Annotated in this window: 20 protein-coding genes; 12 read left to right on the top strand and 8 right to left on the bottom strand. The window is 64.9% G+C overall.

From position 1 onward, the window contains the following. Window positions 1-3: 3 nt before the first annotated feature. The 3 genes from tssB to radC form a co-directional block, all read right to left on the bottom strand. Window positions 4-510 carry a type VI secretion system contractile sheath small subunit gene (gene tssB / locus B3E91_RS13175; RefSeq protein ID WP_287029840.1) on the bottom strand — a complete coding sequence of 169 codons (507 nt, stop codon included), beginning with the start codon at window positions 508-510 and terminating at the stop codon, window positions 4-6. Between the two features lie 30 nt (window positions 511-540). Beyond that, a complete protein-coding gene (tssA, locus tag B3E91_RS13170) occupies window positions 541-2,103 on the bottom strand; it encodes a type VI secretion system protein TssA (RefSeq protein ID WP_287029839.1) in 1,563 nt (520 codons plus the stop codon). A 302-nt stretch (window positions 2,104-2,405) separates the two neighbouring features. Beyond that, window positions 2,406-3,080 carry a RadC family protein gene (gene radC / locus B3E91_RS13165; RefSeq protein ID WP_287029838.1) on the bottom strand — a complete coding sequence of 225 codons (675 nt, stop codon included), beginning with the start codon at window positions 3,078-3,080 and terminating at the stop codon, window positions 2,406-2,408. A 125-nt stretch (window positions 3,081-3,205) separates the two neighbouring features. Here radC and coaBC point away from each other — a divergent pair, with 125 nt between their 5' ends. The 4 genes from coaBC (at window position 3,206) to argB (ending at window position 8,548) form a co-directional block, all read left to right on the top strand. After that, complete coding sequence (gene coaBC / locus B3E91_RS13160; protein WP_090231498.1) at window positions 3,206-4,417, top strand: bifunctional phosphopantothenoylcysteine decarboxylase/phosphopantothenate--cysteine ligase CoaBC; 1,212 nt, start codon at window positions 3,206-3,208, stop codon at window positions 4,415-4,417. A 3-nt stretch (window positions 4,418-4,420) separates the two neighbouring features. Further along, the gene (gene dut, locus B3E91_RS13155; RefSeq protein ID WP_090231497.1) at window positions 4,421-4,876 is read left to right on the top strand and encodes a dUTP diphosphatase; all 456 of its coding nucleotides are present in this window, start codon (window positions 4,421-4,423) and stop codon (window positions 4,874-4,876) included. A gap of 1,262 nt (window positions 4,877-6,138) precedes the next feature. Then, the gene (gene algC, locus B3E91_RS13150) at window positions 6,139-7,530 is read left to right on the top strand and encodes a phosphomannomutase/phosphoglucomutase (protein ID WP_287029848.1); all 1,392 of its coding nucleotides are present in this window, start codon (window positions 6,139-6,141) and stop codon (window positions 7,528-7,530) included. A 112-nt stretch (window positions 7,531-7,642) separates the two neighbouring features. Next, window positions 7,643-8,548 carry an acetylglutamate kinase gene (argB, locus tag B3E91_RS13145; RefSeq protein WP_282339209.1) on the top strand — a complete coding sequence of 302 codons (906 nt, stop codon included), beginning with the start codon at window positions 7,643-7,645 and terminating at the stop codon, window positions 8,546-8,548. Window positions 8,549-8,610: 62 nt separating this feature from the next. On the opposite strand, the gene B3E91_RS13140 is transcribed toward argB, so the two are convergent. Together B3E91_RS13140 and pyrE are read right to left on the bottom strand one after the other, a co-directional pair. Next, a complete protein-coding gene (locus B3E91_RS13140; protein ID WP_273234673.1) occupies window positions 8,611-9,186 on the bottom strand; it encodes a DUF4124 domain-containing protein in 576 nt (191 codons plus the stop codon). A gap of 56 nt (window positions 9,187-9,242) precedes the next feature. Further along, complete coding sequence (gene pyrE, locus B3E91_RS13135) at window positions 9,243-9,884, bottom strand: orotate phosphoribosyltransferase (protein ID WP_090231494.1); 642 nt, start codon at window positions 9,882-9,884, stop codon at window positions 9,243-9,245. Window positions 9,885-9,965: 81 nt separating this feature from the next. Here pyrE and B3E91_RS13130 point away from each other — a divergent pair, with 81 nt between their 5' ends. After that, entirely contained in the window at window positions 9,966-10,745 is a 780-nt protein-coding gene (locus B3E91_RS13130; protein ID WP_273234671.1) for an exodeoxyribonuclease III, read from the top strand. Between the two features lie 39 nt (window positions 10,746-10,784). Here B3E91_RS13130 and B3E91_RS13125 read toward each other — a convergent pair whose 3' ends face one another. Next, window positions 10,785-11,171, bottom strand: coding sequence for a DUF4870 domain-containing protein (locus B3E91_RS13125; RefSeq protein ID WP_090231493.1), 387 nt, complete (start codon window positions 11,169-11,171; stop codon window positions 10,785-10,787). A 23-nt stretch (window positions 11,172-11,194) separates the two neighbouring features. Next, window positions 11,195-11,917 (bottom strand): ribonuclease PH, encoded by a 723-nt coding sequence (rph, locus tag B3E91_RS13120; RefSeq protein WP_090231492.1) that lies wholly within the window; start codon window positions 11,915-11,917, stop codon window positions 11,195-11,197. A gap of 144 nt (window positions 11,918-12,061) precedes the next feature. On the opposite strand from rph, the gene B3E91_RS13115 reads away from it, so the two are divergent. From B3E91_RS13115 to yegQ, 7 genes are all read left to right on the top strand, one after another. Further along, window positions 12,062-12,925: a YicC/YloC family endoribonuclease gene (locus B3E91_RS13115; RefSeq protein ID WP_287029837.1), complete on the top strand. Its 864-nt coding sequence runs from the start codon at window positions 12,062-12,064 to the stop codon at window positions 12,923-12,925. A gap of 12 nt (window positions 12,926-12,937) precedes the next feature. Then, the gene (gmk, locus tag B3E91_RS13110) at window positions 12,938-13,552 is read left to right on the top strand and encodes a guanylate kinase (protein WP_287029836.1); all 615 of its coding nucleotides are present in this window, start codon (window positions 12,938-12,940) and stop codon (window positions 13,550-13,552) included. Window positions 13,553-13,693: 141 nt separating this feature from the next. Then, entirely contained in the window at window positions 13,694-13,957 is a 264-nt protein-coding gene (gene rpoZ / locus B3E91_RS13105) for a DNA-directed RNA polymerase subunit omega (protein ID WP_286786605.1), read from the top strand. Window positions 13,958-14,014: 57 nt separating this feature from the next. Then, window positions 14,015-16,123 (top strand): bifunctional GTP diphosphokinase/guanosine-3',5'-bis pyrophosphate 3'-pyrophosphohydrolase, encoded by a 2,109-nt coding sequence (gene spoT, locus B3E91_RS13100; protein ID WP_090231488.1) that lies wholly within the window; start codon window positions 14,015-14,017, stop codon window positions 16,121-16,123. A 67-nt stretch (window positions 16,124-16,190) separates the two neighbouring features. Next, window positions 16,191-16,571 (top strand): RidA family protein, encoded by a 381-nt coding sequence (locus tag B3E91_RS13095; protein WP_090231487.1) that lies wholly within the window; start codon window positions 16,191-16,193, stop codon window positions 16,569-16,571. A gap of 48 nt (window positions 16,572-16,619) precedes the next feature. Then, window positions 16,620-17,354 (top strand): hypothetical protein, encoded by a 735-nt coding sequence (locus B3E91_RS13090; RefSeq protein ID WP_287029835.1) that lies wholly within the window; start codon window positions 16,620-16,622, stop codon window positions 17,352-17,354. Between the two features lie 121 nt (window positions 17,355-17,475). After that, window positions 17,476-18,810, top strand: a complete 1,335-nt coding sequence (yegQ, locus tag B3E91_RS13085; protein ID WP_287029834.1) for a tRNA 5-hydroxyuridine modification protein YegQ — start codon at window positions 17,476-17,478, stop codon at window positions 18,808-18,810. A gap of 4 nt (window positions 18,811-18,814) precedes the next feature. Here the strand turns inward: yegQ and B3E91_RS13080 are convergent. Then, window positions 18,815-19,006: EAL domain-containing protein (locus B3E91_RS13080; protein ID WP_287029832.1), on the bottom strand; the 192-nt coding region annotated here is incomplete at its 5' end.

The raw sequence follows: 19,006 nt of genomic DNA, 5'->3' as shown, positions 1-19,006 counted from the left end.
TTCTCAAGCATCCAGTTTGTCTTGTGTGGCGAGACCCAGCTCGCCGAGCACCCGCTCCCGCGAGACGTCATCGGCCAGCACACTTTCGATGGCGCGGCGGAACGCCGGGGCATTGCCCAAGGGGCCCTTCAGCGCGACCAGCGCATCACGAAGCTCCATCAGCTTCTTCAGCTCCGGGACCTGATCGACCAGATTGGCCGGATTGAAATCTTTCATGGAGTGGATGCGCAGCTGCACGCCGAGGTCTTCATCGCTGGCGTCCTCCAGCAGGTGATTGGCCACGCCGAAGCTGAGGCTCAGCTCCTGCTTGGCGAGTACCTCGTCGAAGTTGTTCTTGTCGATGCCGATGGGTTGACGGTCCTCGACCTTTCGCTCATCGAGCTGCTGGTTGAAGTCGCCCAGAACCATGAGTTTGAGCGGCAGTTCGATCTCTTCCTGCGCACCTCCGGCGGCGGGCTTGAACGTGACGTTGACGCGTTCCTTGGGTGCTACCGAGCCTTCTTTGGCCATGTTCATTCTCCTTTGTGTTCAGTCTTGCGATCAGTCCAGCACCACTTCGATATCGAGGTGGCAAAGTCGTCTATGCACCTCCTCCTTGCGCTCGCGAACCGCATGGTTCTGCGGGAGTAGTTCGCAGCAGCTGTAGAGAAGGCGCATGACCTCGAGCACGAGATCCGGCTCCCAGTCGGACAAACCGCCGGCCTGAAGTGTCTGGTCCAGGGATTCGAGTTGGGTCTTCGCCAACTCGTACTTTTTTGCGGCAACACACAAACGCGCCAATGCCAGATGCCAGAAAAAGCGCTCACGACCGCCCTGGGCACTCGCCAACCCCTGCTTCAGGGCCTGAACCGCGGGCTTCAGACCTTCCTTGCGCAGGCGTGGCAGGTTGTCCTGCAGGGCAACGTCCCACGCCAACCGAAGCTCCTGCTCACTGGCGACAGGAGGGGCTGTGCTGGACGGCGGCTGCACATGAGGCATCACTTGGGCGCTGATCCATGCGCGGGTTTGTGCATCCGCGAACGGCGAGCCGTCATGGAAGCGCAACATTTCCAGGCCCTTCATCCGCTGCAGAAACAAGGCCAGCTGGATCTCGACCTCGCGCATGGCCTGCTCCGCTTGCAACTCCTGCAAGCACAGCCAGACGAGGTGCTGGCCGTCCAGCCAGAACGGCGCCCGCACCAGGCTGGCCTCCAGATCACTCAGCAGATCGGCGTACTGACCCTGCTCGAAGCGCTCCTGAAAGCTGACAAGCTTGTCCTGCGGCAAGCCTCGCAGGCTGGTCATTTGCTCTGCGTTGCGTTCGGGGAGGCCTTCGATGGGTAACCACAACAAGGTGCGGGCCAGGCGCAACGCTCGCAGGTCACTGGCTTTTTGTTTCAGCCAATAGGCACACAGCGGGCGGGCTTGCTCCTGCAGCGCCCGGAGCCCCTTGTGGGCATCCTTTTCGCTCTCTACTGGCGCGCCGGGAGTGAGCATCTGGCTTGCGGCCTGCTTCACCTGAGCGATAACGGCCCCTACGCTTCCCGGCACCGGCTGGCCGACGGATGCCTGCTGGACCTGCTCTTCCATGCGCCGACAAAGCGGCAGTAACAGCGGCGCGTCACTGCCCAACCGCTCGGACAGGAAACGCTCCAGTGAACGAAGCTGCTCGGCGAGCTCGCGAAACAGCGTGAGCTGCTCGACAAGTGGGATGGGCTCGGCGAAAACCTGCTCCAGGCGCGGGACCAGCCAACTGACCGCGGCGGCGCGGGTCCGCGGTTTGCGCGGATACAGGTCCGCCCAGTGGTTCGCGCACAGGTAGTTCAACAGACCGAGTCCGGCGTGCAGCCCGGCGAAGGATTCGCGCTTGTACAAGCCCCAGATCAGCCACGCGGCGACGCGCAGGTCCTTGGACTGGGAGGCGAGCAGAGATTCGCAGCCCTCACGGACTCTCTGCCAGTCGACAATACCCGTCTCGTGCGGCGAAGAAGGCTTGTTCAGCTCTTTCTCAAGCCGTTCGTACTCGGCCGAGTAACGCGCATCGGAGCCGATGAAGTCTCCGTCACGAATAGGCGACTTGGCCAAGTTCAGATAGTGGGCATTCAACTTGTTTAGATAAGTCATCCTTGACTCTTCATTTCGGCGTAATGACGCCTGAGGTACGAAATCCATTTCGACCGTGTTGCGCAACTTATTGCACACTTACTTACTGCGCAGTTATTTGCGCACAAACTTTACGCGCTACACATCCTAATCCTGCACACAACTCCGATGTGTGACGGGCATTCAACTAATAGCACGATGTAAAAAAGGTGGAATCAAGTTATCGACTTAATATGATCCAGGACAACCAATCCGAGTGATTACGCAAAGAGCGTATGTATTGCAGGCGCGAGCGCGCTTTCGGAGATAGTGCAGAGTCCGAATCAAACCCACCCAGACTCCATCATCGACAGCGGTTCGCCGTCACCCACGATGAAATGGTCGAGTACGCGCACGTCCACCAAAGCCAGCGCGTCCGTCAGCCGGCGGGTCAGTTGGCGGTCGGCCTGGCTGGGCTCGGCGACACCGGAGGGGTGGTTGTGGGTGAGGATGAGGGCGGCGGCATTGTGCGCGAGGGCACGTTTGACCACCTGGCGCGGGTAGACGCTGGCGCTGTCGATGCTGCCGTGGAACAGCGCCTCGAAGGCCAGCACGCGGTGCTTGGCGTCGAGGAACAGGTAAGCGAAGACTTCGTGGGGTTCGTGGCGCAGGCGCGCCTTGAGGTAGTCGCGCACGGCTTGCGGGCTTTCCAGGGCGGAATCGCGCTTGAGGCCCTCGGCCAGGTGGCGACGGCCCATTTCCAGAACGGCCTGGAGTTGGGCGAACTTCGCCGGGCCCAGGCCGAGACGCTGGCTGAAGGACGCCTGGTCGGCTTCGAGCAGCGCGCGCAGGCTGCCGAAGTCCTGCAGCAGGTGTCGCGCCAGGTCCACGGCGCTCTGCCCAACCACGCCGGTACGCAGGAAGATCGCCAGCAATTCGGCATCGGTCAGAGCCGCCGCGCCCAGGTCCAGAAGTTTCTCCCGCGGGCGCTCTGCCGCAGGCCAATCGCGAATGCTCATGACACCTCCCTGTCGAGCCGCGGCCCGCTGTTCCGGTGCAGGCGCTGTGCTATCTTAGCCGAACTTTGCGCGGCGCCCTGCCTGGGCACATAGGCGGCCGCGGTCACTTATAAAAAGGCAGGCCTATGCAGCGGCTGTATCGTAAACGCATCGTCCTGGGCGTCGGCGGCGGGATTGCCGCTTACAAAAGTGCCGAGCTGGTCCGCCGCCTGCGCGACCAGGGTGCTGAAGTCCGTGTGGTGATGACCCAGGGCGGGCGTGAATTCATCACGCCGCTGACCCTCCAGGCCCTTTCCGGCCACCCCGTTCACCTCGACCTGCTCGACCCGGACGCCGAAGCGGCGATGGGCCACATCGAGCTGGCGCGCTGGGCCGATCTGATTCTCATCGCTCCGGCCACCGCCGACCTGATGGCGCGCCTCGCCCAGGGCGTCGCCAATGACCTGCTGACCACCCTGGTGCTGGCCACCGATGCGCAGATAGCGCTGGCGCCGGCGATGAACCAGGCCATGTGGCGCGATGAGGCCACCCAGGCCAACGCCCGTGTGCTGCAGGAGCGCGGCATGCGCCTGTTCGGTCCGGCATCGGGTAGCCAGGCCTGTGGGGATGTCGGCATGGGCCGCATGCTCGAAGCCGACGACCTGGCCCAGCTCGCGGCCGACTGCTTCCAGCGCCTGTCGCTGTCTGGCGTGCACGTGCTGATCACCGCCGGGCCGACCCAGGAAAACATCGATCCGGTGCGCTACATCACCAACCACAGCTCGGGGCGGATGGGTTTCGCCCTCGCCGAGGCGGCGGCCGAAGCCGGCGCGAGGGTCACGCTGATCACCGGGCCGGTGTATCTGCCGACGCCGGACCGGGTCAATCGCATCGACGTGGTCAGCGCCCGCGACATGCTCGCGGCCTGCGAGGCTGCGATGCCGTGCGACTTGCTGATCGCCGCCGCCGCGGTGGCCGACTACCGTCCCGAAGTGATCGCCCAGCACAAGCTGAAGAAGGACCCCACCAGCGGCGACGGGCTGCTCCTGCAACTGGTGCGCAACCCGGATATCCTCGCCACGCTGGCGCAGCGCGCAGACCGCCCGTTCAGCGTCGGCTTCGCCGCCGAGACCGAGAACCTGCTGGAGTACGCCTCGCGCAAGCTGCGTGACAAGAACCTCGACCTGATCGTCGCCAACGACGTGGCCAACCCCACGATCGGCTTCAACAGCGAGGAAAACGCGATCACCGTGATCGATCGCGAGCACCATCAAAGCGCCTTCGCCCAGACCAGCAAGGGCAAGATCGCCCGCCAACTGATCGACTTTATTGCCGACCGTCTCAACCGCACTGAGTGACCGATGCACGCCCTCCAAGCCAAGATCCTCGATCCACGCCTGGGCAGCGAATTCCCGCTGCCGACCTACGCCACGCCGGGTTCCGCCGGCCTCGACCTTCGCGCGATGCTCAAGCAGGCGCACGTGCTCGAACCCGGTGAGACCCTGTTGATTCCCACCGGCCTGGCGATCCATGTCGCCGATCCCGGGCTCGCCGCGTTGGTCTTGCCGCGCTCGGGGCTCGGCCATAAGCACGGCATCGTGCTCGGCAACCTGGTCGGCCTGATCGACTCGGATTACCAGGGCGAGCTGATGGTGTCGTGCTGGAACCGCGGGCAGACCGCCTTCAGCATCGCCGTCGGCGAGCGGATCGCACAGTTGGTGCTGGTTCCGGTGGTGCAGGCGCATTTCGAGCTGGTCGAGGAATTCGGCGAAAGCCAGCGCGGTGCGGGTGGTTTTGGCCATTCCGGCAGTCACTGACGCAACTTCAGGATGAATTGCGAGGAACCCAGGTGAAACTCTTCAAGCGCACGGCCAAGGAATCCGATACCGGTGTCGACCTCTCGTCGATGGGCAAGGCGGCGCCCCGCCAGTCGCTGGGCAAGAATCCGCTGCTGCCGGGCCTGGTTCCCGTGCTTCTCGGCCTGGTCGCTGCAGGCGCCGTGCTGTGGTTCGGCGTGTTCTCCAGCTTCCAGCAGGAGCAACGGCAGCAACTGGTGCAGACCTTTGGCAGCGCCCAGGCATCCGCCCTGCAACAGGCCCTGGCTGCACTCACCGCCGACACCCGCGCCGCCGCGCGCAATCCGCAATTGCTCGCTGCGCTGCAGAGCGGCGACGCCAGCCAGATCGGCGCCGCCGAACAATCGATCGGCTACTGGGATGGCGTGATCGACGCCTACATCAACCCGCGCGGCGAGGCCTCCCAGGATCGCAGCCGGACAGCACCGGTGAGCTTCGCCGCCCTCGACTTGCTGCGCCGCGCCGAAGGCGGCCAACCACCCGCCGCCGAAGCCTACAAGGTCGGCAACCGCTGGATGGTCTACAGCGCCGCGCCGCTGCGGCAGGATGACAAGAGCCCGGTGGTCGGTACGTTGCTGCTGGTGGTCGATCTGCAACGCCTGCTGCGCACCCTGCCGCCGCTGCCGAACAGCGCCGGTCGCCTGCAGCTGACCCAGAAGTTCGGCAATGCGCCGGAGCAGGTGCTCGCCAACTTCGGTGGAGAACCCGGCACCGAGGGCGAGCCGCTGGCCCTGAGCAGCGGCAATCCGAACTGGAAACTGCGCTTCGCGCCGAGCCAGGAAATCAGCGCGCTGGACGTCTCGCCGCTGATGCTCGCACTCGCCGCGCTGCTGGCGTTCGGCGGCGCACTGGCCGGCCTGCAGATGGTGCACGGGCTGCAGCAACGCCGCCTGCGCGGCGACGTTCTGCACCTGGGGCAGATGGCGCAGGAACTCTACAACGGCAAGACCATCAAAACTCCCAGCCTGAGCTTGCCCTTGATGGACGCTCTGGCGCAGAACCTCGCGCGCATGCCCACAAGAAGAAGAAACGAAGCAGCCTCGAATGCCGCCGAAAACGGCGCCTCGGGCTCCGCCTCATCCTCGCGAGCGGTTGAACCCGTTGCCGACCCAAACACCGAGCTGGTCGACCCGCTGTTCCAGTCGACCGACATTCTCGATATCGACATTCTCGACGAGGACCAAGACATGCTTGGCCTCGAGTCCATGGAGCGAGACACTCAGATGAGCACCCCCCAAGCCCCCACGCTTCCCGCGAGCATCTTCCGCGCCTACGACATTCGTGGCGTGGTCGGCGACAGCCTGACCCCGGAAACCGCGTACTGGATCGGTCGCGCGATCGGCTCGGAAACACTCGCCAAGGGCGAACCGAACATCTCCGTCGGCCGCGACGGCCGCCTCTCCGGGCCGGAGCTGGTGCAGCAATTGATTCAGGGCCTGCTCGACTCGGGCTGTAACGTCAGCGACATCGGCATGGTGCCGACGCCGGTGCTCTACTACGCGGCCAACGTGCTCGCCGGCAAGTCCGGCGTGATGCTCACCGGCAGTCACAACCCGCCGGACTACAACGGCTTCAAGATCGTCATCGCCGGCGATACCCTGGCGAACGAGCAGATCCAGGCGCTGCGCCTGCGCATCGAGAACAACGATCTGGCCAGCGGCAGCGGTAGCGTCGAACGGGTCGACATACTCGAGCGCTACTACAACGAGATTCGCGACGACATCGCCGTCGCCAAGAAGCTCAAGGTCGTGGTCGACTGCGGCAACGGCGTCGCCGGGGTGATCGCCCCGCAGCTGATCGAAGGCCTGGGCTGCGAAGTGATTCCGCTGTTCTGCGACGTCGACGGCAACTTCCCCAACCACCATCCGGACCCGGGCAAGCCGGAAAACCTCGAAGACCTGATCGCCAAGGTCAAGGAAGTCGGCGCCGACATCGGCCTCGCCTTCGACGGCGACGGCGACCGCGTCGGCGTGGTGACCAACACCGGCACCATCATCTACCCGGACCGCCTGCTGATGCTCTTCGCCAAGGACGTCGTCTCGCGCAACCCCGGCGCGGACATCATCTTCGACGTCAAATGCACGCGCCGCCTGACCGCGCTGATCAGCGGCTACGGCGGTCGCCCGGTGATGTGGAAGACCGGCCACTCGCTGATCAAGAAGAAAATGAAGGAAACCGGCGCGCTGCTCGCCGGCGAGATGAGCGGCCACGTGTTCTTCAAGGAGCGCTGGTTCGGCTTCGACGACGGTATCTACAGCGCCGTGCGCCTGCTGGAGATCATCAGCCAGGACAAGCGCGACGCCGAACACGTGTTCTCCGCGTTCCCCAACGATGTCTCGACCCCGGAGATCAACATCCAGGTCACCGAGGAGAGCAAGTTCGCCATCATCGACGCCCTGCAGCGCGATGCCCAGTGGGGCGAGGCCAACCTGACCACCCTCGACGGCGTGCGCGTCGACTACCAGAAAGGCTGGGGCCTGGTGCGCGCCTCCAACACCACGCCGGTGCTGGTGCTGCGCTTCGAGGCCGAGACCGAGACCGAGCTGGAACGCATCAAGGCGGTGTTCCGCGAGCAGCTCGCGCGCGTCGCTCCGGAGATGAAAGTACCGTTCTGAGCAGACGGCGCGTGATGCGCCGCCGACTTGCTCGGTATCATTCCACCCGCGCGACGCTTCTGCGTCGCGCTGTCATTTCCACCCTTCGCTTTTCGATACGCCGGAGTTACCCATGCCCCTCAGTCGTGAAGACGCCACCCAGGTCGCCCAGGTCCTTTCCGAGGCACTGCCCTACATCCGCCGCTTCGTGGGCAAGACACTGGTCATCAAGTACGGCGGCAACGCCATGGAAAGCGACGAGCTGAAGGACGGTTTCGCCCGCGACATCGTGCTGATGAAGGCCGTCGGGATAAACCCGGTGGTGGTACACGGCGGCGGCCCGCAGATCGGCGATCTGCTCAAGCGGCTGTCCATCGAGAGTCATTTCATCGACGGCATGCGCGTCACCGATGCGCAGACCATGGACGTGGTGGAGATGGTCCTCGGCGGCCAGGTCAACAAGGACATCGTCAACCTGATCAACCGCCATGGCGGCAGCGCCATCGGCCTCACCGGCAAGGACGCGGAGCTGATCCGCGCGAAGAAACTGCAGGTGAGCCGGCAGACACCGGAAATGACCACGCCCGAGATCATCGACATCGGCCAGGTCGGCGAAGTGGTCGGGATCAACACCGATCTGCTGAACATGCTGGTGAAGGGCGACTTCATCCCGGTGATCGCGCCGATCGGCGTCGGTGCCGACGGGCAGTCGTTCAACATCAACGCCGACCTGGTGGCCGGAAAGGTGGCGGAGGCGCTGAAGTCGGAAAAACTCATGCTGCTGACCAATATCGCCGGCCTGATGGACAAGACCGGCCAGGTGCTGACCGGGCTGACCACCGAGGAAGTCGACGCGCTGATCGCCGACGGCACCATCTACGGCGGCATGCTGCCGAAGATCCGTTGCGCGCTCGAAGCGGTGCAGGGCGGCGTGCACAGCGCGCACATCATCGATGGCCGGGTGCCGAACGCGGTTCTGCTGGAAATCTTCACCGACACCGGTGTGGGCACCCAGATCACCACCCGCAAGCGTCATTGACGAGGCGCAACACTCCGGGCTGCAGGGCCCGGGGCATCGGTTCGTTCAACTCGGAATCGGGGTTACTGCGGCAGACCGAGCAACTCGCTCAGACGGGCACGATCGGCGGCGAAGGAGGCATCGGCCTGCTTGCGCAGCTCGCCGTAGCGCTTGATATCGCCGAGCAGACGCACCTGGTCGGCCTTTACGTTATCGATCTGCGCCACCAGTTGATCGGGAACCGCCTGGCCGGCGCGCTCCTTGTCGGCTGCCTGGCTCTGCAGATTGGCCTGCTGGGTACGCAGCGATTGCAGATTGCCCCGCGCCACGCTGATCAGCCCGTCGAGCTCGGCCTGCTTGCGGGCCTTGGCGCGGTCGACGTCGTCGACGCTGGAGTACAGGCGCAACAGTTGCGCATCCGAACTGGCGCGGGCTTTTTCAGCGAGGCGGCGCTGCATCTCCTCCGGGCTGGGCGCCGGCGGCACGACCTGGATCACCCGGCCGCTCTCGTTGAGCACCTCGTAGCCCTTGCCGATGTACTGCGAAGGCACACCCTGGCGGTCGAGGACCGTGACGCCCTTGTCGTTGACGTAACGATAGAGTTGTTGATCGCCCTTCTCGGCGGCCTGCGCGAGCATCGGCAGAGCCAGCAACAGCATCCAAAAACGGAACGAGCCCGGTTCAGCCATGTTCAGAGCGCCCAAGGGGGTGAAGATCAGATGCCGTATTGCGCGCGATACGCTTCGACAGCTGGCAGGTATTTTTTCAGTTCAGCATCACCGGCGAGATATTCCAGTACTTGTTCGAGGGAAACAATACTTACTACTGGCATTTTGAAATCACGCTCGACTTCCTGAATCGCCGAAAGCGTTTCGCGCCCGCGCTCCTGGCGGTTCAGCGCGATCAGCACACCCGCGGCCTGTGCACCCTGGCCGTCGATGATCTGCATGACTTCGCGAATCGCCGTGCCGGCGGTAATCACGTCGTCGACGATCAGCACGCGTCCGACCAGCGGCGCGCCAACCAGGCTGCCGCCTTCGCCATGGTCCTTGGCTTCCTTGCGATTGAAGCACCAGGGCAGATCGAGCCCATGGCGCTCTGCCAGGGCGACGGCGGTTGCCGCCGCCAGCGGAATGCCCTTGTAGGCCGGACCGAACAGCACATCGAAGGAAATCCCGCTCTGCACCACGGCAGCTGCGTAGAAACGTCCCAGCTCGGAGAGCGCGAGACCACTGTTGAAGAGACCGGCATTGAAGAAGTACGGGCTGGTGCGGCCGGACTTCAGGGTGAACTCGCCGAAGCGCAGAACACCGCGTTCGATGGCGAATCGGATGAAGTCGCGCTGGTAGTCCTGCATGAAAAATCCTTGAAGCGGCATGGATTTAGCTAAATGTAGAGAGCTCGGGTATCATACATGCACGTGTTTTTGGGGGCCATTATGCGGATCATCAGTGTGAACGTGAATGGTATTCAGGCTGCAGCCGAACGAGGACTCCTCAGTTGGTTGCAAGCGCAGAATGCCGACGTGATCTGCCTGCAAGACACCCGTGCCTCCGCCTTCGAACTGGACGACCCAGCCTTCCAACTGGACGGCTATTTCCTGTATGCCTGCGATGCCGAAGTACCCAGTCAGGGTGGTGTGGCGCTCTACTCGCGGTTGCAACCCAAGGCGGTGATCAGCGGCCTCGGCTTCGAAATGGCCGACCGCTACGGGCGCTATCTGCAGGCGGATTTCGACAAGGTCAGCATCGCGACCTTGCTGCTGCCGTCCGGCCAAGGCGGGGACGAAAGCTTGAACCAGAAATTCAAGTTCATGGACGATTTCGCCCACTATCTCGACAAGCAACGTCGCAAGCGCCGGGAGTACATCTACTGCGGCTCGCTGTACGTGGCGCATCAGAAGCTCGACGTGAAGAACTGGCGCGACTGCCAGCAGGTCACGGGCTTCCTCGCGCCGGAGCGCGCGTGGATGGATGAGGTGGTTGGCACCATGGGCTACGTGGATGCCCTGCGCGAAGTCAGCCGCGAAGGCGATCAGTTCAGTTGGTGGCCGGACAGCGAACAGGCCGAAATGCTCAACCTGGGCTATCGCTTCGACTATCAGCTGCTCACGCCCGGCCTGCGCCGCTTCGTGCGCAGTGCCAAGCTGCCGCGTCAGCCGCGCTTCTCCCAGCATGCGCCGCTGACCGTCGACTACGACTGGATGCTCAGCGTCTGAGCCGCGCGGCTACGGGTTTTGCCCGTCGCCGCGGCGCGCTTACTTCACCAGCCGCCAGGTGAAGGGATAACGATAGGCCACGCCCTCGTTGGCCTTGAGTCCGCCGATGATGCTCAGCACCAGCGCGCCGATGCTGACCAGAGCCAGCAGGGGAAAGCCGATTACCAGCAGCATCAACATGAAGCAGACCATCACCGCGATGGCCACGCTGATCTGGAAGTTCAGCGCTTCCTTGCCCTGCGCGTCGACGAACGGGTCGATGTCTTTTTTCAGTTGCCAGACGATCAACGGCCCGAGCAGGTTGCCGAAAGGCACGACCAACCCCGCGAATGCCGCCAGGTGACAGAGCATCGCCCACTGCCGCGCCTGCTGGCTGGGCTTGAGCGGGGCGTTTTCCGGCGGGGTCAGGGTGTCGAACTCATCCATCACGGCAACTCCTCAGGCGACGATCAGTCGGCCAGCGCGACGCGCTGCAGCTCGAAAATCTGCTGCATGCCCGCCGATGCCAGCGCCAGCATGGCGGTCAGTTCCTCCGGCTGGAACGGCGCGCCTTCGGCGGTGCCCTGCACCTCGATGAACCCGCCGGCGTCGGTCATGACCACATTCAGGTCGGTTTCGGCAGCCGAGTCTTCCAGGTAATCCAGATCGAGCACCGGCTCGCCCTGGTAAATGCCGACGGAAACCGCCGCGATCATCTGCTTGAGCGGGTCGCCGCCCTTGAGCCCGCCGCGCTTCTTCAGCACTTTCAGGGCGTCGATCAGGGCGACCATCGAACCGGTGATCGAGGCGGTACGCGTTCCGCCGTCGGCCTGGATCACGTCGCAGTCGACGTACAGGGTGTTTTCGCCGAGCTTGCTCATGTCCAGCGAGGCACGCAGGGCACGGCCGATCAGGCGCTGGATTTCCAGGGTGCGACCACCCTGCTTGCCACGCGCGGCTTCGCGCTGGTTACGGTCGCCGGTGGCGCGCGGCAGCATGCCGTACTCGGCGGTGAGCCAACCCTGGCCCTGGCCCTTGAGGAAGCGCGGCACTCCCGATTCGACGCTGACCGTACAGATCACCTTGGTATCGCCGAACTCCACCAGCACCGAACCCTCGGCGTGCTTGGTGTAGTTGCGGGTGATGCGGATCGGGCGCAGCTGGTCGGCGGCGCGGCCACTTGGACGCTTCATGGGTAATTCCTAGGCAGAAAACTGTCGCGCAGTATAAGGGCCGTGTTCGCTGCAGGACATCGCCGTTTGGGAGCCACCGACGCACTGCGCTACAATCCTGCGCCTTTCGCACCCAGTTTCCCGTCTTCACCGAGAGGTTTTCCCATGGTGCACAGCATGACCGCCTTCGCGCGGGTCGAGCGGGCCGGCGCCCACGGCACCCTGAGCTGGGAGCTGCGCTCGGTCAATCATCGTTATCTCGAACCTCACCTGCGCCTGCCGGACGCCTTCCGCGACCTCGAAGGCGCCGTGCGTGAAGCGCTGCGTCAGGGCGTTTCGCGCGGCAAGATCGAATGCACCCTGCGCCTCGCCGAGGCGGGCGGCGGCGAAGAACTGCAGGTCGACCGCACGCGCGCCGCGCAACTGATCGCCGCGGCCGAAAGCGTCGCCGCGCTGATCAAGCAACCGGCACCACTGAACCCGCTGGAAGTGCTCGCCTGGCCCGGCGTGCTGGTGGCCGATGCCGCGGACCCGCAGGCCATGAACGCCGCCGCGCTGGAGCTGTTCGGCGAAGCCCTTGCCGAGCTCAAGAGCGGCCGCGGGCGCGAAGGCGCCGAACTGGCGCGCCTGCTCAACGAGCGTCTGGACGCGATCGCCGGCGAAGTCGCCGCGCTGCGCGAGCAGGTTCCGCAGATGCTCGCAGGCCAGCGCCAGAAGATCCTCGACCGCTTCGCCGAGATGCGCGCCGAGCTGGACCCGCAGCGGCTCGAGCAGGAGCTGGTGCTGCTCGCGCAAAAGAGCGACGTCGCCGAAGAGCTCGATCGCCTGAGCACCCATGTCGGCGAAGTCCGCCGCGTGCTCAAGGCCGGCGGCGCCGCGGGACGGCGTCTGGATTTCCTCATGCAGGAACTCAATCGCGAGGCCAACACCCTGGGCTCCAAGGCCTTCGATCCGCGTTCGACCCAGGCTGCGGTGAACCTCAAGGTCTTGATCGAGCAGATGCGCGAACAAGTGCAGAACATCGAATAGGTTATCGAACAGATGAGCAGCGGCACCTTGTACATCGTTTCCGCGCCGTCCGGCGCGGGCAAGACCAGCCTGGTCAAGGCCCTGATCGACGCCATGCCGCAGGTGCGCGTGTCGGTTTCGCACACCACGCGCGCGATGCGCCCCGGCGAGGTGGATGGGGTCAACTATCACTTCGTCGACCGCCAGCACTTCGCCGAACTGCTCGAGCACAACGATTTCCTCGAGCATGCCGAGGTCTTCGGCAATCTCTACGGCACCTCGCAACGGGCGCTGGAGCGCACCCTCGCCGAAGGCTACGACCTGATCCTGGAAATCGACTGGCAGGGTGCGCAACAGGTGCGCCGGCTGATGCCGCAGGCAAAATCGGTGTTCATCCTGCCACCGACCCAGGAAGCGTTGCGCCAGCGCCTGACCAACCGTGGCCAGGACAGCGAGGAGATCATCGAGCGGCGCATGCGCGAGGCGGTCAGCGAGATGAGCCACTACGTCGAGTACGACTACCTGGTGATCAACGACGACTTCGCCCACGCCCTGGACGACCTCAAGGCGATCTTCCGCGCCAATCAGTTGCAACAGAGCGCGCAGCAATTGCGTTTCGGCGAGCTGCTGCGGCAACTGCTGGCGTGAGGGGCAGCGTCTGGGGTATACCCTGGCGCGCGGCGGAGACAGATTTACCGCTTCCCTAAATGCTGGTGATTTTTTAAACTATCCAGTCCGCTCGCCCGATCGGGCACAGCTCCCAGACTTTTCAAGATTCAGAGGAACACCATGGCTCGCGTTACCGTTGAAGACTGCCTGGACCACGTGGATAACCGTTTCGAGCTGGTCATGCTCGCCACCAAGCGCTCCCGTCAGCTGGCAACCGGCGGCAAGGAGCCCAAGGTAGCCTGGGAAAACGACAAGCCGACCGTCGTCGCCCTGCGCGAAATCGCCGAAGGCCTGGTCGATTACGACGTGATCGCCCAAGAAGAGATCGTGGACGACGAGCCGCTCTTCGCCAGTTACGAGGAAGAGGCCAACGAGGCCCTTTAAGCCTATGCCCGGTCGAAGTCACAGGGTAGCGATTGGAAGCCGGCAGGAGGCCCTGCCTTGGCTAGCATAGATACCCTCGCCGAACGACTTTCGACCTACCTCGGCGCGGACCAGGTCAATCTGGTCCGCCGTGCGTATTTCTACGCCGAGCAAGCCCACGACGGCCAGCGCCGTCGCAGCGGCGAAGCCTACGTCACCCACCCGCTCGCGGTGGCCAACATCCTCGCCGACATGCACATGGACCATCAGAGCCTGATGGCCGCGATGCTGCACGACGTCATCGAGGACACCGGCATCGCCAAGGAAGCGCTGATCGCCCAGTTCGGCGAAACGGTGGCGGACCTGGTCGACGGGGTCAGCAAGCTGACCCAGATGAACTTCGAGACCAAGGCCGAAGCGCAGGCGGAAAACTTCCAGAAGATGGCCATGGCCATGGCCCGCGACATCCGCGTGATCCTGGTCAAGCTGGCCGACCGCCTGCACAACATGCGCACGCTGGAAGTGCTGTCCGGCGAGAAGCGCCGGCGCATCGCCAAGGAAACCCTGGAAATCTACGCGCCCATCGCCAACCGCCTGGGCATGCATGCGATGCGCGTGGAGTTCGAGGACCTCGGCTTCAAGGCGATGCACCCGATGCGCTCCGGGCTGATCGCCAAGGCGGTCAAGAAGGCTCGCGGCAACCGCAAGGAAATCGTCAACAAGATCGAGGAATCGCTGACCCATTGCCTGCAGCGCGACGAGCTGGAAGGCGAGGTGGTCGGGCGCGAGAAGCACCTCTACAGCATCTATCAGAAGATGCGCGGCAAGCATAAGGCGTTCAACGAGATCATGGACGTCTACGCCTTCCGCATCATCGTCGACAAGGTCGACACCTGCTACCGCGTGCTCGGCGCGGTGCACAGCCTGTACAAGCCACTGCCGGGGCGCTTCAAGGACTACATCGCGATTCCCAAGGCCAACGGCTACCAGTCGCTGCACACCACGCTGTTCGGCATGCACGGCGTGCCCATCGAGATCCAGATCCGCACCCGCGAGATGGAAGAGATGGCCAACAACGGCATCGCCGCGCACTGGCTGTACAAGTCCAGCGACGACGAGCAGCCCAAGGGCACCCACGCCCGCGCCCGGCAATGGGTCAAGGGTGTGCTGGAGATGCAGCAGCGCGCCGGCAACTCGCTGGAATTCATCGAGAGCGTGAAGATCGACCTGTTCCCGGACGAGGTCTACGTGTTCACGCCCAAGGGCCGCATCATGGAGCTGCCCAAGGGTTCCACCGCGGTCGACTTCGCCTACGCGGTGCACACCGACGTCGGCAACAGCTGCATCGCCTGCCGCATCAACCGTCGCCTGGCGCCGCTCTCGCAGCCGCTGGAAAGTGGCGAGACCGTCGAGATCGTCAGTGCGCCCGGCGCGCGGCCGAACCCGGCCTGGCTGAATTTCGTGGTCACCGGCAAGGCGCGCACGCACATCCGCCACGCGCTCAAGCAGCAGCGCCGCTCGGAATCGATCAGCCTGGGTGAACGCCTGCTGAACAAGGTGCTGGCCGGCTTCGACAGTCATCTGGACAAGATCGCCGCGGAGCGCGTGCGCGGCGTGCTTGCCGAGTACCGCATGGAGGTGCTCGAGGACCTGCTCGAGGACATCGGCCTGGGCAACCGCATGGCCTACGTGGTCGCACGGCGCCTGCTGGCCAGCGAGGGCGAGCAGCCGCAGAGCGCCGAAGGGCCGCTGGCGATTCGCGGCACCGAAGGCCTGGTGCTCAGCTATGCCAAGTGCTGCACGCCGATTCCCGGCGACCCGATCGTCGGGCACCTGTCCGCCGGCAAGGGCATGGTCGTGCACCTGGAAAGCTGCAAGAACATCGCCGAAATCCGCAACAACCCGGAGAAGTGCGTGCAGCTGTCCTGGGCCAAGGACGTCACCGGCGAATTCAACGTCGAACTGCGCGTCGAGCTGGAACACCAGCGCGGCCTGATCGCCCTGCTCGCCGGCAGCGTCAACGCCGCCGACGGCAACATCGAGAAGATCGGCATGGACGAACGCGACGGTCGCATCAGCGTGGTCCAGCTGGTGATCAGCGTGCACGACCGCGTTCACCTCGCCCGCGTGATACGCAAGCTGCGCACCCTGATGGGCGTGGTGCGCATCACCCGCGTCCGCGCCTGACCCCTTTCCCACCGAGCGCGCCGGCCTGCCCGCGCCCTCCGGTAAACACCCTCAGAAGGAGTTCATCATGAGCAAGACCGTCATCAGCAGCGACAAGGCCCCCGCCGCCATCGGCACCTACTCGCAGGCGATCAAGGCCGGCAACACGCTGTACATGTCCGGGCAGATTCCGCTGAACCCGGCGACCATGGAGCTGGTGGAAGGCTTCGAGGCGCAGACCGTCCAGGTGTTCGAGAACCTCAAGGCCGTGGCCGAGGCCGCCGGCGGTTCGTTCAAGGACATCGTCAAGCTGAACATCTTCCTCACCGACCTGGCGCATTTCGCCACCGTCAACGAGGTCATGGGCCGTTACTTCCAGCAGCCCTACCCGGCCCGCGCCGCCATCGGCGTCGCCGCACTGCCGCGTGGCGCGCAGGTGGAAATGGACGCCATCCTCGTCCTCGAATGATCGCCACCGCGGGGCCCGGGCCCCGCCGCCCGAGGGAAGCCATCGCCCATGCGTAATGCACTCTTGCTGTTACTCGCCGGCAGTCTGCTGGCCGGTTGCGCCAGCCCGCCGAGCGATCCTGGCGGCATCTGGATCAACCAGGCGGCGATCGATGCCGCCGCGCGAGGCGAGAGCCTGCGCGAGTCGCTGCTGGCGTTCGGTCCGAACCTGGAATGGCGGATCGATCCGCGCCAGCGCAGCGCCACCTTCAGCAACGGCTTCGAGCTGGGCGAAGGGCGTCTGGTGGACGAGCAGGAGCGCCAGTGGCGGGTGGAATTTCCCGGCGACTTCCAGGAGCGCCTGAGCCTGGACCACGGCGAGCTGGTGCAGCAGGCCAGCCAGAGCTGGCCGGAGCAGCGCTTCACCCATCCCGCCGTCGCGGCCGCCGCCGATGCACCGGCCGGCGCCAGCTTCGAGCACGCGCTCTACGCCGCCTACCTGGGCGGCACCTGGACCATTCGCGAGGGCCTCGGCGAAGGCGGGCTGGTGCTGTTCCACCCGGACGGTAGCCTCGAAGGACTGCCCGGCGCGGATCGTTACGCCCTGTGCCTGGCCGGCGATTGCGCCTCGATGGCCGGGGATCACGACAGCCTCTGGCTGCAGCTCGGCGACCAGGGCCGCTCCTGGCTGTTCGAGCGCGACGGCAAGCAGCTGAAGATCATCGAAGCGCTGAACGACGCCGCGCCAGACGAGATTCCTGAGTACCGGCCCGGTGCCCAGGCCTGGCTGCTGGAGCGCGACTAGTTACCCGAGCGCGGGCCGCACGCAGCCCGCGCTCATTCGCCGCAGCTAGACCCAGGTCAACCCCGCCGCGGCGCACGCCGCCTAGAATCGCGCCCCCTTTTCCGGTTGCGATCCGCCCGCCATGACCACCTCGCCGTTCCGCCCCGAGCTGCTTTCCCCCGCCGGCACCCTCAAGTCGATGCGTTACGCCTTCGCCTACGGCGCCGACGCGGTGTACGCCGGGCAGCCGCGCTATAGCCTGCGCGTGCGCAACAACGAGTTCGACCATGCCAACCTGGCGCTGGGTATCGACGAGGCGCACGCGCAGGGCAAGCAGTTCTACGTGGTGGTCAACATCGCGCCGCACAACGCCAAGCTGAAGACCTTCCTGCGCGACCTGCAGCCCGTGATCGAGATGGGGCCGGACGCGCTGATCATGTCCGATCCCGGCCTGATCATGCTGGTCCGCGAACACTTCCCGCAGATGCCGATCCACCTGTCGGTGCAGGCCAACGCGGTCAACTGGGCGAGCGTGGAGTTCTGGCGCCGCCAGGGCCTGACGCGGACCATCCTCTCGCGGGAGCTGTCGCTGGAGGAGATCGGCGAAATCCGCCAGCGCGTGCCGGGCATGGAACTGGAGGTGTTCGTCCACGGCGCGCTTTGCATGGCCTATTCCGGGCGCTGCCTGCTCTCCGGCTACCTCAACCACCGCGATCCCAACCAGGGCACCTGCACCAACGCTTGCCGCTGGGAGTACAAGACCAGCACCGCGCAGGAGAACGAGCTGGGCGAGATCGTTGCCGCCGGCGTGCAGCAGGTCGACCCCACGCTCGGCCAGGGCGCGCCGAGCGACCGGGTGTTCCTGCTCGAGGAGAGCACCCGTCCCGGCGAACCGATGTCCGCCTTCGAGGACGAGCACGGCACCTACATCATGAACTCCAAGGACCTGCGCGCCGTGCAGCACGTCGAGCGGCTGGTGGCGATGGGCGTGCATTCGCTGAAGATCGAGGGCCGCACCAAGTCGCACTTCTACGTGGCGCGTACCGCCCAGGTCTATCGCCGGGCCATCGACGATGCGGTGGCCGGCAAGCCGTTCGATGCGTCGCTGCTGGGCAATCTCGAATCCCTCGCCCACCGCGGCTACACCGAAGGTTTCCTGCGCCGCCACGTGCACGACGAGTACCAGAACTACCTGCGCGGCAGTTCGCTGTCCGAACGCCAGCAGTTCGTCGGCGAGCTGACCGGCGAGCGTCGTCACGGCCTGGCCGAAGTGAAGGTGAAGAACCGCTTCGCCCTCGGCGACCAGCTGGAGCTGATGACCCCGCAGGGCAACCTGCACTTTCGCCTCGACGCGCTGCAGAACGCCGCCGGCCAGGGCGTGGAGGTGGCGCCGGGCGACGGCCATGTGCTCTACCTGCCGCTGCCTGACGACGTGCAGCCGGAACTGGGGCTGTTGATGCGTCAGCTGGAGCACTGAGCGATCAGTCGCGGCGCTGTTCTTCCAGCAGCGCGACGAAGGCGTCCACCGCCAGCGGCCGGGCGATCAGGTAGCCCTGAATCTCGTCGCAGCCGTGGGCCTTGAGGAAATCCAGCTGCGCCTGTTCCTCGACGCCCTCGGCCACCACGTCCAGCTCCAGGCTGTGGGCCATGGCGATGATCGCGCGGGTGATCGC

Source organism: Pseudomonas sp. UBA6310, from assembly GCF_002438225.1.
GTDB lineage: Bacteria > Pseudomonadota > Gammaproteobacteria > Pseudomonadales > Pseudomonadaceae > Pseudomonas_O > Pseudomonas_O kuykendallii.
The sequence above is the reverse complement of the archived record's forward strand: the minus strand, read 5'-3'. Positions and strand labels throughout refer to the sequence as shown.